At 64.7% G+C, this 13753-nt stretch carries 16 protein-coding genes; 4 read left to right on the top strand and 12 right to left on the bottom strand.

The annotated features are described in order from the left end of the window. Positions 1 to 3: 3 nt before the first annotated feature. Entirely contained in the window at positions 4 to 549 is a 546-nt protein-coding gene (locus KYN89_RS07465; protein ID WP_248285066.1) for a baeRF12 domain-containing protein, read from the bottom strand. Between KYN89_RS07465 and KYN89_RS07470 the strand changes: the two genes are divergently transcribed. Continuing rightward, positions 542 to 2788, top strand: coding sequence for a DUF305 domain-containing protein (locus tag KYN89_RS07470; RefSeq protein ID WP_222824493.1), 2247 nt, complete (start codon positions 542 to 544; stop codon positions 2786 to 2788). The two genes, KYN89_RS07465 and KYN89_RS07470, sit on opposite strands and share 8 nt — an antisense overlap. 106 nt (positions 2789 to 2894) lie before the next feature. Here the strand turns inward: KYN89_RS07470 and groL are convergent, their stop codons facing one another. Both groL and groES read right to left on the bottom strand, forming a co-directional pair. Further along, positions 2895 to 4544 carry a chaperonin GroEL gene (groL, locus tag KYN89_RS07475; protein ID WP_222824494.1) on the bottom strand — a complete coding sequence of 550 codons (1650 nt, stop codon included), beginning with the start codon at positions 4542 to 4544 and terminating at the stop codon, positions 2895 to 2897. Between the two features lie 53 nt (positions 4545 to 4597). After that, positions 4598 to 4885, bottom strand: coding sequence for a co-chaperone GroES (gene groES, locus KYN89_RS07480; RefSeq protein ID WP_010233108.1), 288 nt, complete (start codon positions 4883 to 4885; stop codon positions 4598 to 4600). A 236-nt stretch (positions 4886 to 5121) separates the two neighbouring features. On the opposite strand from groES, the gene KYN89_RS07485 reads away from it, so the two are divergent. Continuing rightward, positions 5122 to 5976, top strand: coding sequence for a mechanosensitive ion channel family protein (locus tag KYN89_RS07485; protein WP_248285067.1), 855 nt, complete (start codon positions 5122 to 5124; stop codon positions 5974 to 5976). Here KYN89_RS07485 and KYN89_RS07490 read toward each other — a convergent pair. Continuing rightward, positions 5957 to 7384 carry an MATE family efflux transporter gene (locus tag KYN89_RS07490; protein ID WP_222824495.1) on the bottom strand — a complete coding sequence of 476 codons (1428 nt, stop codon included), beginning with the start codon at positions 7382 to 7384 and terminating at the stop codon, positions 5957 to 5959. The two genes, KYN89_RS07485 and KYN89_RS07490, sit on opposite strands and share 20 nt — an antisense overlap. A gap of 101 nt (positions 7385 to 7485) precedes the next feature. Here KYN89_RS07490 and KYN89_RS07495 point away from each other — a divergent pair, with 101 nt between their 5' ends. Further along, positions 7486 to 9249, top strand: coding sequence for a cation:proton antiporter domain-containing protein (locus KYN89_RS07495; protein WP_222824496.1), 1764 nt, complete (start codon positions 7486 to 7488; stop codon positions 9247 to 9249). Between the two features lie 111 nt (positions 9250 to 9360). Here the strand turns inward: KYN89_RS07495 and KYN89_RS07500 are convergent, their stop codons facing one another. From KYN89_RS07500 to rplJ, 3 genes are all read right to left on the bottom strand, one after another. Beyond that, entirely contained in the window at positions 9361 to 9717 is a 357-nt protein-coding gene (locus KYN89_RS07500) for a hypothetical protein (RefSeq protein ID WP_222824497.1), read from the bottom strand. A gap of 259 nt (positions 9718 to 9976) precedes the next feature. Further along, the gene (rplL, locus tag KYN89_RS07505; protein ID WP_010233118.1) at positions 9977 to 10351 is read right to left on the bottom strand and encodes a 50S ribosomal protein L7/L12; all 375 of its coding nucleotides are present in this window, start codon (positions 10349 to 10351) and stop codon (positions 9977 to 9979) included. 70 nt (positions 10352 to 10421) lie between these two features. Then, a complete protein-coding gene (gene rplJ / locus KYN89_RS07510; RefSeq protein ID WP_010233120.1) occupies positions 10422 to 10937 on the bottom strand; it encodes a 50S ribosomal protein L10 in 516 nt (171 codons plus the stop codon). A 358-nt stretch (positions 10938 to 11295) separates the two neighbouring features. Between rplJ and KYN89_RS07515 the strand changes: the two genes are divergently transcribed. After that, positions 11296 to 11649, top strand: coding sequence for a hypothetical protein (locus KYN89_RS07515; RefSeq protein ID WP_222824498.1), 354 nt, complete (start codon positions 11296 to 11298; stop codon positions 11647 to 11649). 79 nt (positions 11650 to 11728) lie between these two features. On the opposite strand, the gene KYN89_RS07520 is transcribed toward KYN89_RS07515, so the two are convergent. The 5 genes from KYN89_RS07520 to KYN89_RS07540 all read right to left on the bottom strand — a co-directional run bounded on the left by KYN89_RS07520 (position 11729) and on the right by KYN89_RS07540 (position 13371). Next, on the bottom strand, positions 11729 to 12055 hold the full coding sequence (locus KYN89_RS07520; protein WP_222824499.1) for a hypothetical protein: 327 nt from the start codon (positions 12053 to 12055) through the stop codon (positions 11729 to 11731). A 120-nt stretch (positions 12056 to 12175) separates the two neighbouring features. Beyond that, on the bottom strand, positions 12176 to 12385 hold the full coding sequence (locus KYN89_RS07525; protein ID WP_010233128.1) for a helix-turn-helix domain-containing protein: 210 nt from the start codon (positions 12383 to 12385) through the stop codon (positions 12176 to 12178). A 38-nt stretch (positions 12386 to 12423) separates the two neighbouring features. Beyond that, complete coding sequence (locus KYN89_RS07530) at positions 12424 to 12987, bottom strand: DUF2975 domain-containing protein (protein WP_222824500.1); 564 nt, start codon at positions 12985 to 12987, stop codon at positions 12424 to 12426. 54 nt (positions 12988 to 13041) lie between these two features. Then, complete coding sequence (locus tag KYN89_RS07535) at positions 13042 to 13194, bottom strand: hypothetical protein (RefSeq protein ID WP_222824501.1); 153 nt, start codon at positions 13192 to 13194, stop codon at positions 13042 to 13044. A 39-nt stretch (positions 13195 to 13233) separates the two neighbouring features. After that, positions 13234 to 13371 (bottom strand): hypothetical protein, encoded by a 138-nt coding sequence (locus KYN89_RS07540; protein ID WP_010233135.1) that lies wholly within the window; start codon positions 13369 to 13371, stop codon positions 13234 to 13236. Positions 13372 to 13753: the final 382 nt, after the last annotated feature.

Consider the following 13753-nt stretch of genomic DNA (forward strand, 5'->3'; position numbering starts at 1 on the left):
CGATCAGCTTTCGGCGATCACTTTTGCGATCTTTTCAAGCGGTTCGCCGGTTACGGTCTTGTCGATCTCGCCGACCAGAATGCGTTCCAGTTCCGAATGATAGTGGCGGCGCATCTCGCCCAGGGTCTTGGGGTCGGCCATCACCATCAGCTGCGTGAGGTCGCCCGAGACGGCCTTGGCGTTGAGCCATTCGCTCACCGCGGCGCCATGTGCCAATTCGTTCAGATCGGTCGCGCCGCTGCGCTGGCTGGCATCGTCCTGATGGCGCACGCCCGCGCTGAAATTGCTCGGATCGAGTTCGGGCTGGTCGACCTTCTCCAGAGTCGGCTCGAACGGCTTGCCGGTGTTCCGGAGGAGCATGAAGCGGTTGCCGTCGACGACGGCGACATGGGCGTTGTGGGGTAGTTTCATAGGGGCAATTCTCTCCTTTCCCTCCACCAACACGCCAGCGCGCGGATCGTTGCGGGCAAAGGCGAGCAGATCCGCCTTTTCATGAAGGGCAAAAGCGGTAAGCTTCCGTCCGAACAGGGGAGATACCAGCATGACCATCCGCACCATGGCGACCGCCGCCAGCCTTATTGCTCTGGTCACGACGATGGCGGTTCCGCTCGCGGCGCAGGATGCGCCGATCATCCAGCCCGGCGCGCCCGGGCAGGAGAACAGGTCGCTCAAGGCAGAAGATGCGAGCAAGCTGGCCGGGACGAACTTCGCCCCGGCCGATGCGCGCTTCATGCAGATGATGATCCCGCACCACCAGCAGGCGACCGAAATGACCCAGCTGGTCGAAGGGCGCACCAGCAACCCGGACATCGTCAAGATCGCGGGCCGGATCGACGCCGGGCAGGGCGACGAGATCGCCTTCATGCGCGACTGGCTCTCTTCGCGCGGGCTGCCTGCGACGATGCAGCACACCGCCGCCAATATGGGCGGGATGACCCATGCCGAGCACATGGCCGCGATGGGCATGGCCACGCCGGACCAGATGAAGCGCCTCGCCTCGCTGCAAGGCACTGCATTCGATGCGCTGTTCCTCGAACTGATGATCCGCCACCATCAGGGTGCGATCCGCATGGTCGACGATCTGCTCGACCAGCCGGGCACTGCCTACGACCCGGTGATGTTCGAATTCGTCAACGACATCAAAGTCGAACAGCAGGGCGAGATCGACCGGATGAATGCGGTCGGCGCGAAGCTCTCCACCGATCCGCGCGCGGGCCTCGCCCCGGGCTTCCGCGATGCAGGCGAGGCGATTTCCAACCTGCGCATCGTTACCGAGATGCCCAAGCCGACCGGCTTCTTCGATCCCGCCAACCCCGCGCAGCTGCAACCGCGGATCGAAGACGAGGCGGAAGAGGCAGAGCTGGTCGATGCGACCAAGGCCGATCCGCGCGATGAGGACGAGGAGAGCGAAGACCGCTTCGGCCAGCGCGGATCGCTCCTCAGCTTCGCAAATACCGACATGGCGTTCTCCGGCGACCTGCTGGTCGCGGGCAGCTATCACGGGTGGAACGCCTACCGGCTGGGCGAGGACGGGGTGCCGAACCTCGTCACCTCGGTGGTGTGCCCCGGCGGGCAGGGCGATGTCAGCATCGTCGGCGATATTCTTATCATGAGCGTGCAGGACAGCCGCGCCCGCAAGGATTGCGGGTTGCAGGGGGTCGAGGGCCGGGTGAGCGAGGATCGCTTCCGCGGCCTGCGGATCTTCGACATTTCCGACATCACCAACCCGCGTCAGGTGGGGCTGGTGCAGACCTGCCGGGGCAGCCACACGCACTCCGTCGTGGCGGCGGATGATCGCCGGATCGTGGTCTACAACTCGGGCACGAGCTACGTCCGCGACGACGCGGAGCTGGCGGGCTGCTTCGATACGGCGGGTGACGAGACCGCGCTGTTCAGCATCGACGTGATCGAGATCCCGCTGGCCGACCCGGCGAAGTCGCGGATCGTCGATTCCCCGCGTGTCTTTGCCAAGGATGGCCAGATCGCCGGCCTGTGGCGCGGCGGCGACCACGGGGTGACCGAGGCGGGCGAGCCGACGCAGGACACTTACGTCACCAACCAGTGCCACGACATCACCGTGTTTCCGGCCAAGAACATCGCGGCGGGCGCATGCTCGGGCAATGGAATCATCCTCGACATCTCCGACCCGCTCAAGCCGGTGCGGATCGATGATGTGACGGACAAGGGCTTTGCCTACTGGCACTCGGCCACCTTCAACAACGACGGCACCAAGGTGCTGTTCACCGATGAATGGGGCGGCGGCGGGCGGCCGCGATGCCAGGCGGGCGATCCGCGCAACTGGGGCGCCGACGCGATCTATTCGCTCAAGGACGGCAAGCTTAGCTTCGACAGCCTCTACAAACTGCCCGCGCCGCAGAGCGACAAGGAAAACTGCGTCGCGCACAACGGCTCGATCATCCCGGTGCCCGGGCGCGATATCTTCGTGCAGGCGTGGTATCAGGGCGGGATCAGCGTGATAGACTTCACCGACGCCGATAACCCGGTCGAGATCGCCTATTTCGATCGCGGCCCGGTGGATGCGGAGCAGCTGATCACCGGCGGCTACTGGAGCGCCTACTGGTACAATGGCCGCATCTACGCGACCGAGATCGCCCGCGGGCTCGACGTGTTCGCTCTGGAGCCGAGCGAGTTCCTCACCGCCGAGGAAATCGCCGCAGCCGAGGCGGCGCAGTATCCGGGCGATGTGTTCAATCCGCAGACCCAGACGCAGGTAACCTGGCCCGAGGACGTGCTCGCGGCAGTGGAAGCCAGTCGCAAGGGCGGGTAGCCGCCGGGCATTCCCGCCGCGCGCAAGCCGCCACCAAAAAGCCCCGCCGGATCGCTCCGACGGGGCCTTTTCTTTGCCGTAATGGCAGGTGGGGTTGGGGGAGGGGTTAGAAGCCCATGCCGCCCATGCCGCCGCCCATGCCGCCCATGTCGGGCATGCCGCCACCGGACTTGTCTTCCGGAACTTCCGAAATAGCCGCTTCGGTGGTGATCAGCAGACCGGCAACCGAGGCTGCGCCCTGCAGCGCGGTGCGCACGACCTTGGTCGGGTCGATCACGCCGGCCTTGACCAGGTTCTCGTAGGTGTCGGTCCCGGCGTTGAAGCCCTGCGTTTCGTCGCCTTCGCGCAGCAGGTTGCCCGAGACCACCGCACCGTCGTGACCGGCATTGGTCGCGATCTGACGGATCGGGGCGAGGATCGCCTTGCGGACGATCGCGATGCCGCGGGTCTGGTCTTCGTTGTCGCCCTTGAGGCCTTCGAGAGCCTTGGACGCGTAGAGCAGCGCGGTACCGCCGCCCGGGACGATGCCTTCTTCGACCGCGGCACGGGTTGCGTGCAGCGCGTCGTCGACGCGGTCCTTACGCTCCTTCACCTCGACTTCGGTGGCACCGCCGACCTTGATCACGGCAACGCCGCCCGCCAGCTTGGCGAGACGTTCCTGCAGCTTTTCCTTGTCGTAATCGCTGCTGGTGTTGTCGATCTGGGTGCGGATTTCGTTGACGCGCGCTTCGATGTCGGCCTGTTCGCCCGCACCGTCGACGATCGTCGTGTTGTCCTTGTCGATGGTGACGCGCTTGGCCTGGCCGAGCATGTTCAGCGTGACGTTCTCGAGCTTGATGCCGAGATCTTCGCTGACCATTTCGCCCTTGGTCAGGATCGCGATGTCCTGCAGCATCGCCTTGCGACGATCGCCGAAGCCCGGAGCCTTGACCGCAGCAACCTTCAGGCCGCCGCGCAGCTTGTTGACCACGAGGGTGGCCAGCGCTTCGCCTTCGATGTCTTCCGCGATGATGAGGAGAGGACGGCCCGACTGCACCGCTGCTTCGAGGATCGGCAGCATCGCCTGCAGGTTCGACAGCTTCTTTTCGAAGATCAGGATGTAGGGATCATCCAGCTCGACGGTCATCTTGTCGGGGTTGGTGATGAAGTAGGGCGAGAGGTAGCCACGGTCGAACTGCATGCCCTCGACGGTTTCGAGTTCGAACTCGAGACCCTTCGATTCGTCGACGGTGATGACGCCTTCCTTGCCGACCTTTTCCATGGCTTCGGCGATCTTCTCGCCGACTTCCTTGTCGCCGTTGGCGGAGATCACGCCGACCTGGGCGATTTCGCTGGAGCCGGAGACGTCCTTCGAACGGCCCTTGAGGTCTTCGACGACCTTGGCCACGGCGATGTCGATGCCGCGCTTCAGGTCCATCGGGTTCATGCCCGCTGCGACCGACTTCATGCCTTCGTTGACGATGGCCTGGGCCAGCACGGTGGCGGTGGTGGTGCCGTCACCGGCGGCGTCGTTCGCCTTCGATGCGACTTCCTTGATCATCTGCGCGCCCATGTTTTCGAACTTGTCCTTAAGTTCGATTTCCTTGGCGACGGTGACGCCGTCCTTGGTGATACGCGGAGCGCCGAAGCTCTTGTCGATCACGACGTTGCGGCCCTTGGGGCCGAGCGTGACCTTGACTGCATTGGCGAGGGTGTCGACGCCGCGCAGGATGCCTTCGCGTGCTTCGCGGCCGAACTTTACGTCCTTGGCTGCCATTGTAATTGTCTCCTGAAATTAGGGTATTGGTAGGAAGCGTTGCGATCAGCGGATCAGGAAATGATCCCCATGATGTCGCTTTCCTTCATGATCAGCAGGTCTTCACCGTCGATCTTGACCTCGGTGCCGCCCCACTTGCCGAAGAGGACGCGATCGCCTTCCTTGACGTCGAGCGGGGTGACGGTGCCGTCGTCGGCCTTGGCGCCCGAACCGACCGCAACGATCATCCCTTCGCTCGGCTTTTCCTGAGCGCTGTCGGGGATGATGATGCCGCCGGCGGTCTTTTCCTCGGCTTCGATGCGACGGACCAGAACACGGTCGTGCAGCGGACGAAATGCCATGCTTGATACCTCTTGATAGGGTGAAAAACGGGTGTTGGCACTCCCGCATGGAGAGTGCCAGCGAGGGGCATATGTGCAGCCGCCAAAGGCGCGTCAAGCGGTCGCCCGGATAAAAAGTTGCCTGAGAGCGGCGGCCTGCGAACCGGGCCCCGCGGGACCGGCTGGGCCGCTCGTGCGTAGCCCACATAAGTGCGGGCCACCGCATTTCGATCAGGACCCCAGGTAACAGGACAGGCATGGCTTCTCAAACACCGACCCCGCGCGCCGATACGCCCGGCGTGGACCTCAGCTTCGTGACCAGCATCATCGAGTGGTTGCAGGCGAATATCATGCAGATCATCGGCGCCTTCGCGGTGCTGGTGATCGGCCTGCTGATCGCCAGCGTGCTGTCGCGCTGGGCCGAACGTGCTCTGTCCAAATCCTCCAAGTTCGAACCGACCATCGCCAATTTCCTGTCCAACATGGTCAAGTATGCGCTGTGGGCGGTGGTGCTGGTCACCGTGCTCAGCCAGTTCGGGGTCGAGACGACCAGCATCATCGCCGCGCTGGGCGGCATGGCGCTGGCGGTGGGCCTCGCGCTGCAGGGCACGCTCAGCAATGTCGCCTCGGGCGTGATGATCCTGGTGCAACGGCCCTTCGTGGTCGGCGAGGCGATCAGCGTCGACCGGTTCACAGCGACCGTCCAGCGGATCGGCCTGTTCACGACCGAGCTGAAGCAGTTCGACGGATTGTTCGTGATGGTCCCCAACTCCGAACTGTGGAATCAGCCGATCGTCAACCTGCACCGCCATCCCACCCGCCGGATCGAACTGATCGTGGGCATCGGCTACGACGACAGCATGCAGCAGGCGCGCGAGACGCTGCTCGGTCTGGCCGCAGCGGACGAGCGGGTGCTGAAAGATCCTGAGCCGCAGGCCTTCGTCGCGTCGCTCGACGACAGCTCGGTCGGGATCGGCCTGCGCGTATGGTGCGCGACCGGCGATTACATGCAGCTGACCTGGGACCTGACCGAGGCAGCCAAGGCGACCTTCGACGACAAGGGGATCACCATTCCCTTCCCGCAGCGCGAGATCACGCAGAAGGCGGCCTGACCCTTTTTGCATTCGGCTGGACGCGCGTGAGGCCCAGAGCCTCGCGCCGCGCCCAGCGCCAGGTCAGCAGCACGGCGGCGAAGGCAAGACCGGTGGCCAGCCCCAGCCATACGCCGACGCCCGCCAGCGGGGTCCAAAAGCCGAGCACCACTGCGGTCCCGAACCCCGGCACCCAGTAGGAAAAGACCGCGATCCACATCGGCATGCGCGTGTCCTGCAGCCCGCGCAGCGCTCCGCCCGCGACCGCCTGCACCCCGTCGACGAGCTGGAACGCGGCGGCGACCAGCAGATAGCGGGTGGCGAAGGCGACCATCGCGACGTTCGCCGCCGCCCACGGGTCGATATAGATCGACAGCAGATAGTCGGGCACCAGCACCATCGCGCTCGAGGTCACGCTCATGAACAGCAGCGCGATGCCGATCCCCGCCCAGCCTGCGCGTGCCATCCCGTCGCTGTCGCGCGCACCGTAGAAATAGCCGACCCGGATCGTGCTCGCCTGTCCCACGCCGAAGGGCACCTGGAAGGCGAGCGCGGCGATCTGCAGCGCGAGCGTATGCGCAGCCAGCTGCGCCGCGCCGATATTGCCCATCAGGAAGGCCGCCGCGCTGAACACCCCGGCCTCCGCGCTCACCATCAGCGCGATCGGCGTGCCCTTGCGCACGATCTGCCAGAACACCGGCCAATCGGGCACCCACCAGCGCCCGAAAATATGGTAGCGGTGCAGCTTGGGGTCGAGCCGGATGGCGACCACGTAGGCCAGCATGGTGAACAGCGAGGTGAACAGCGTCGCGACCGCCGCGCCGGGCAGGCCCAGGGCAGGAGCGCCCCAGTTGCCGAAGATGAAGGCATAATTGCCCATCGCGTTGACGCCGATGCCGAGCGCGGTGATCGCCGTCGCGAAGATCGGCCGGTCGAGCGCGGAGACGAAGCTGCGCAACACGTTGTTGACGATGAACGGAATCACCGACCACACGAGGATCAGCATGTAGCTCTGGCCCAGCGCGGCGAGCGCGGGCTCCTGCCCGGTCAGCAGGGCAAACTGCTCGAACCCCAGGCACGCGATCATCCCCGCCGCGCCGCTCAGCACCGCGAGCCAAAGCGCCATGCGGGTCGCGCGGCGCACGGGCCGCAAGGCGGGTGCCCGCGCCCCCAGCTCCGCCGAGATCACCGCCGCGACCATCCCCGTCATCGAGCATAGCGCCCACACGATCAGGCCGAACACCGACACCGCCAGCGCGGAAGCGGCCAGCGGCTCTTCCCCCAGCCGCGCGATGAAGATCACATCGATCGCATAGGTCAGCATTTGCAGCAGGTTGGCGAGCGCCAGCGGCCAGCTGAGCCGGAGCGTGGCGAATATCTCGGTACGCCAGGGGGACGGATCCTGCGAAGGGTTGGGTTCGTAAGCCATAAAAAGCCGGCCCGGATATTGGTGCGCGTGCCGCTTGCCTAGGGGGAGCATGCGCTCCATGGGTTTTGCGGATCGACCTGATACCCGGGGAACACACTGGCATGGAACATGGCGAAGCCTCCGCGCACGTAGCGCTCGAAAGCGGTGTCGTTTTGCTGGCCGCCGCGCTGCTGTTCGTGATCCTCTTCCGCAAGCTGGGGCTGGGCGCGACGCTGGGCTACCTTGTCGCAGGCGCGGTAGTCGGCCCGCAGGTACTGGGGCTGGCGGGCAGCGGCGAGGAAACGCTCAGTTTCGGGGAGCTGGGCATCGTCATGCTGTTGTTCGTGGTCGGGCTGGAACTGGCACCCAGCAGGCTGTGGCGGCTGCGCGGGGCGATCTTCGGCCTCGGCCTGACGCAGGTTGCGCTGTGCGGCTTGGCGGTGTCGGGGGTGATCTGGCTCGCGACCAGCTATCCGATGGCCGCGGCGCTGGCGGTGGGCCTCTCGCTCGGCCTGTCGTCCACCGCGCAGGTGCTGCCGATGCTGCAGTCGGGCGGCAACCTGCGCACCCCGGTGGGGGAGCGGGCGTTCTCCATCCTGCTGTTTCAGGATCTCTCGATCATCCCGCTGCTCGCGATCGTCGCCGCGCTCGGCGTGCAGGGGGGCGAGGATGGCGGCACCGGCGGATGGGTCCAGCTGCCGATCGCGCTGGGTGTCTGTGTCGCCCTGGTGCTCGCCGGGCGGTTCGCGCTGCGCCCTCTGCTGCGGCTGATCGGGCGGCTGGGCGAGCGCGAGATGTTCGTCGTCGCCGCGCTGTTCGCGGTGGTCGCCTCGGCTGCGGTGATGGAGGCGATCGGCCTGTCGACCGCGCTCGGCGCGTTCATCGCCGGGGTGATGCTGGCCGATACGCCCTACCGGCACGAGCTGGAGGCCGATATCGAGCCGTTCCGCTCGATCCTGCTCGGGCTGTTCTTCATCTCGGTCGGGATGATGCTCGACCTGCAGGCGATCGCCGCGCAGCCGCTGTTCGTGATCGGGATGGCGGCGGCGCTGGTGGCGACGAAGACCGCGATCATCACCGGGCTGGGCATAGCGGTGAAACTGCCGTGGCGCAGCGCCCTCGCTCTCGGCCTGCTGCTCAGCCAGGGGGGCGAGTTCGGCTTCGTGCTGTTCAATACCGCGCAAAGCGGCGGGGTGATCGATGCACAGACCGCCAGCCTGTTCACCGCGATCGTCACGCTTTCCATGGCGACCACCCCGTTCTTGATGATGGCGACCGCGCGTTTGCGCACGCCCGCCCCCGGTGCGCGGGAGGAGCGCGAGGGGCCGGATGGCGAAACGCCGCAGGCGCTGGTGATCGGCTTCGGCCGGTTCGGGCAAACGGTCGCGCAGATGCTCGCCACCGCCGGGCTCGACGTGACGATGATCGACAGGAACGTGCCGCAGATCGACACTGCCGAGGAGTTCGGGATCAAGGTGTTTTTCGGCGACGGGTTGCGGATGGACATGCTGCGCCAGGCCGGAGCGCGCGAGGCGAAGCTGATCTGCTTCTGCATCGATGGCGACCAGATCGACGCCGAATTCCTCGCTTCGGTACGCGAGGCGTTTCCCGACGCCGCGCTGTTCGTGCGCACCTTCGACCGGCGGCACGTCATGAAGCTGGCCCCGGCACAGATCGCGTTTCAGGTGCGTGAGCTGCGCGAAAGCGCGATCGCAATGGGCCGCGCCGTGCTGGAGCATCTCGACACCGACGCGCGCGCGATCGAGCAGCTCGAGCAGGATTATCGCGAGAACGACATGGCGCGGTTGCAGGCCCAGATCGATGCGGACGATCTGCACGCGGGCAAGGAACGCAACGTGCTGCGCGGCGACCGTGGAATGACGTAGAGCGCCCCTAGGGAAGCAGTTTCCGAGTGACGGACGAACCCGACCAGCGGCCTCCGCACGGATCTGTGCTGCAGGGGAATGTGAGGTTTTAGCGCAGACCGATCGCTGGCGTCAGCCGAAGATGCCGAACAATTCGTCGTGCAGCTCCCCAGCCTCTTTGGACCAACATCCCAAATCTTCCGGAGTTGTAGCAGAGTAACCGGGAAGGGTGATGACCAGCTGGCGCGGACCGCCATTCGAAATGATGATGGAGCAAGGTTTGCGGCGTAGACCGCTTGCGACAGCTTTGGCGACAGCCTTCCTCAGTCGGTCAAGGTCGTCAGAACCCAGCTTCCCTTTTTCGATCTCTGCAACAGAACTCGCATCGTAACAGTTCGGTCGTTGGAGACGGGGGTGAAGCATGAACTCACCCGTCTGAAGATCGACGTAAACCGATCCGGCGGGGCACCATTCATTCTCGTCGAGCAAGGCGAATACCGCACCCGACGTTCTGGTAAGCGGGAGCTGAGCAGGGGCTGACCCGAGCAAGGGCCAAAGGGCGAGGGCTGCAAGGCAGGCTTTGACGGGTTGCAACATTGTTCTCCCAGCTCGGCGCACTTCGAGCCCAACCAAGCTCACTCGTCAAGTCGCGCGAAGGATGTGGAAGCTGCCGTTCGCTCGGCCAATGAAAAAGGGCGGCGCCATCGCTGGCACCGCCCCTTCGATTTCGCTCGGAAGCGAGAAGAGCTTACTTGAGCTCGACCGTGCCGCCAGCGGCTTCGATCTTGCTCTTGACTTCTTCGGCTTCGGCCTTGTTGACGCCTTCCTTGAGCGGCTTGGGCGCGCCTTCGACGAGAGCCTTGGCTTCGGTGAGGCCCAGGCCGGTGATGGCGCGGACTTCCTTGATGACCTGGATCTTCTTGCCACCGTCGCCGGTAAGAATGACGTCGAATTCGTCCTTTTCTTCAGCAGCCGGGGCGTCGCCACCGGCAGCCGGGCCAGCAACCGCAACGGCGGCAGCGGCGCTCACGCCCCACTCTTCTTCAAGAGCCTTGGCGAGGTCAGCTGCTTCGAGGACGGTCAGCTTCGAAAGTTCTTCAACGAGCTTGGCGATGTCAGCCATGATAATTCACTCCAAAAAATAGCGTGGCCGGGCTCATGCCGCGGCCGGATATGTCGTGCGGAAAAACGTCTTACGCAGCGTCCTTGGCGGCATATGCGCCGAAGACACGAGCGAGCTTGTTCGCCGGGGCATTGACGACCTGCGCGATTTTCGTCGCGGGGGCGTTGACCAGACCAACGAGCTTGCCACGCAGTTCGTCGAGGCTCGGCATCGAGGCGAGAGCCCTGACACCTGCTTCGTCGAGCACCTGCGAGCCCATCGAGCCACCGACCACTTCGATACGGTCGTTGGTCTTCGCGAACTCCACCACGGCCTTGGCCGCGGCGACCGGATCTTCGCTGTATGCGAGGGCGGTCGGACCGGACAGGTATTCTTCGATACCCGCGTAGTCGGTGTCCTTGAGGGCGATCTTGGCAAGACGGTTCTTCGCAACCTGGTAAGTCGCGCCGGCTTCCCGCATCTTCGCGCGCAGATCGGTGGACTCTGCCACCGTCAGGCCGAGGTTGCGGGTGACGACCACCACGCCCGCCTCGTTGAAGACGTTGTTCAGCTGAGCGACCGCATCGGTTTTTTGCGAACGATCCATGCTTACTCCTTCACTATGGCCGACCCCGCACAGGCGGAGACGACCGGCTCACGTTCGACCCCGCCGCAAAAGCTGCGAGGCCATGGGTCCGTTTCTGGGGAAGGAGGTGCATCCGGCTATCGGATGCGAAAGGCGGCGCATGGGGACATGCGGGCCGCTGTAAATCTCGTTTCCCCGTCTAGGCTGGAAATTAAGACCGGCATGTTCCGGTCACCAACTGTCTCGGACGGATGACCGCAGGGCACATGGCCGGAGCGGTCGGGCCGGGCACTTAGCGAGAACGTGGGCGGAGTCAAGCAAAAGCGGGTGGCGCGCGGTGTCCACCGTCGGTTCACGCGGGCTTGGGCAACAGCGTGCCATGCGCAGTCTCCTTATCGCTCTGCCCGTATTCGCGATGCTTGCAAGCCCGGCCCATGCGACCGGGGGCTTTGTGTGCCGCACTGCCTCCGAACCGGCGATCGAGATCGCGCTCGGCTTCGGCCACACGGCGGGTTCGGCGCTGTTCGCGCACAGGTTGCAGGTCGATGGCAGGGACGTGCCCGTCGAAGCGCCGCAATGGTGGCTCGACGACGGCGAACTGCGGCTGGTGCTGACCGACCCGCAGGCGAACGAGCGGCTGGCGGTGGTCAAGGCCGTGCGCGAGGGCGATGCCTATGATGGATCGGTGCTCTACCAGGGCAGACACCACTGGATCCGCTGCCGCGAGAGCTGATTGCGGCCCGACGCAAAACGGCCGCGCAATCCCGAAGGATGGCGCGGCCGCATCTGTCAGGCCCGAAAACCCGGCGAGATTACATCTCGTCGGCGGTTTCTTCCTGCTGGTCAGCCTTTTCTTCAAGCTGCTCGGCCTGGGCTTCGTTACCCTTTTCTTCAGCCAGATCGGCCTGGGCTTCGGTCACGCCCGACTGCGCGTCGAGGACTTCGCCCTGCGCTTCGGTGACGTCGTCGGCCTGTTCGCCGGCTTCTTCGTTGGCACCGTTGCATGCGGCGAGCGAGAGCGCGAAGGTGGCGATGGCGGCGGTTGCGATGATCTTCTTCAAGGTAATTCCCCCTGTTTTCTCGATCCGGGAGACCATTCCCCCGGCACTCGGATTTGGTGGCAACTGCCCATGCTCCATCGCGGTTCCCGCGCCAAGCAATATTGTTCAGGGACTTAGCGTGTTTCTCTGGATCGCTGCCTTGGAGGGAAAGGCGAAGCTCCCGTGCGGATGGGGGTGCAGGGAGCTTCGCGCGGGGGTTCAGGCGGTTTCGCTGCGGGTATCGTAGGCGAGCAGGTCGCCCGGCTGGCATTCCAGTTCGCGGCAGATCGCCTCGAGCGTGGAGAACCGGATCGCCTTGGCCTTGCCGGTCTTGAGGATCGAGAGGTTGGCCAGCGTCATGCCGACCCGCTCGGCCAGTTCGGTCAGGGTCATGCGGCGTTCGTGCAGCAGGTCGTCCAGTTTCACCATGATGGCAGCTCCGTCGGGGGTGTCGGGGGAGGGAGGCATCACACGGTTCCTTCCAGGTCTTCGCGCATCGCGGCGCCGTGGCGGAACACGCGGGCGAGGATGAACAGGATCACGGTCAGCAGCAGCGCGGTCATATCGAAGCCGCCGTCGTCGAAGGACATGTGGAAGTCCTTTGCGCCCGCCTTCTCGATCGCGTCGGCGTATTTCGCCAGCTGCATCGCGATGACCCCGGCGGGAATGATGACCAGTTGCGTGCCCAGCATCAGCCAGCCCATCTGGCTCAGCCGCGTGGCGTTCTGCGGCTGGAAGGGATCGCCTTCGCCGACCGTGCCGATGATCCGGCGCAGCTTTCCGAAGAAGACGAACAGCATGGCGACGATCGCGAAGCCGATGGCCATGATCGCGGCGATCAGCAGGCCGGGGAATTGCTCGGTCACTCCAGGCAGTTCCTTGACGATTTCCGCCTGGATCGGCCCTTGCGCGAACAGGACCACGGGAATGGCGATGGCGAGGGCGATCGCGCCGAGCGCCATGACGGCCTGGAGGAAGATGCAGAAGATCTTGCCAATCAGCAGCAGCGGATCATTGAGGGCATTGGTCATGATGGTTCTCCCCTGTTGTCGGACCCCATGGTGGGGCGGGCGTCGGGTGTCGGGTCAGGCCAGTTCGCGCGGGCTGTGCAAGAGGCTGGCGTAGGTGGTGGCGGTGCCATCCTGTGCAGGTGGCACGGTGGTGATCGCGGTCAGGCTGGTGCCGGCGACCAGCACGGCGACGGCGAGGGCGAAGAGGTTCTGGGCAAGCTTGGGCATGATGGGGGCTCTCTTTTCAGGTAGTGTCGAAGCGCCGGCTCAGGCGACTTCGATCGTGTGGACGGTGGCGACCATGCCGTCTTCGGCGGGAGGCACGGTGACCACGGCGGTCATGCTGGTGGCGGCGATGATGATCGCGGCGAGGGCAGCGGTGATGTGTTTGGCGGTGTCGGTCATTTATCGATCTCCTTGTTGTCCGATATCGATATTCAATAATCCCGCCCGCACTTATCGTCAATCGATAAATATCGGAAAACGATAAATCCCTGATCGATAAACGAAAAATTCGCCCTGCCTTTGACACTTGGCGTGCAGATTCCTATATGGCGCGGACACGTCAGCTTCGAGCAAGGCCGAATCACGCGCGAGATTCGGATCCTACGGAAGGAAGCGGCGCGGCCAGACCCTCGCGGCGGTATGACCCCAACGGCAGACGCATGGTGCGCCTGCCGATATGCCGCCCGCGTCATGGCCTGTTCCCCTCGTGCAGCGATATTTTCATGACTCGCGCGTGGCGAGGGCCTTTTGCCTTCGGTCTCGCGTGCGAACGGCAGAAGAG

Origin of the sequence: Alteriqipengyuania abyssalis, from assembly GCF_019857185.1 — a bacterium.
GTDB lineage: Bacteria > Pseudomonadota > Alphaproteobacteria > Sphingomonadales > Sphingomonadaceae > Alteriqipengyuania > Alteriqipengyuania abyssalis.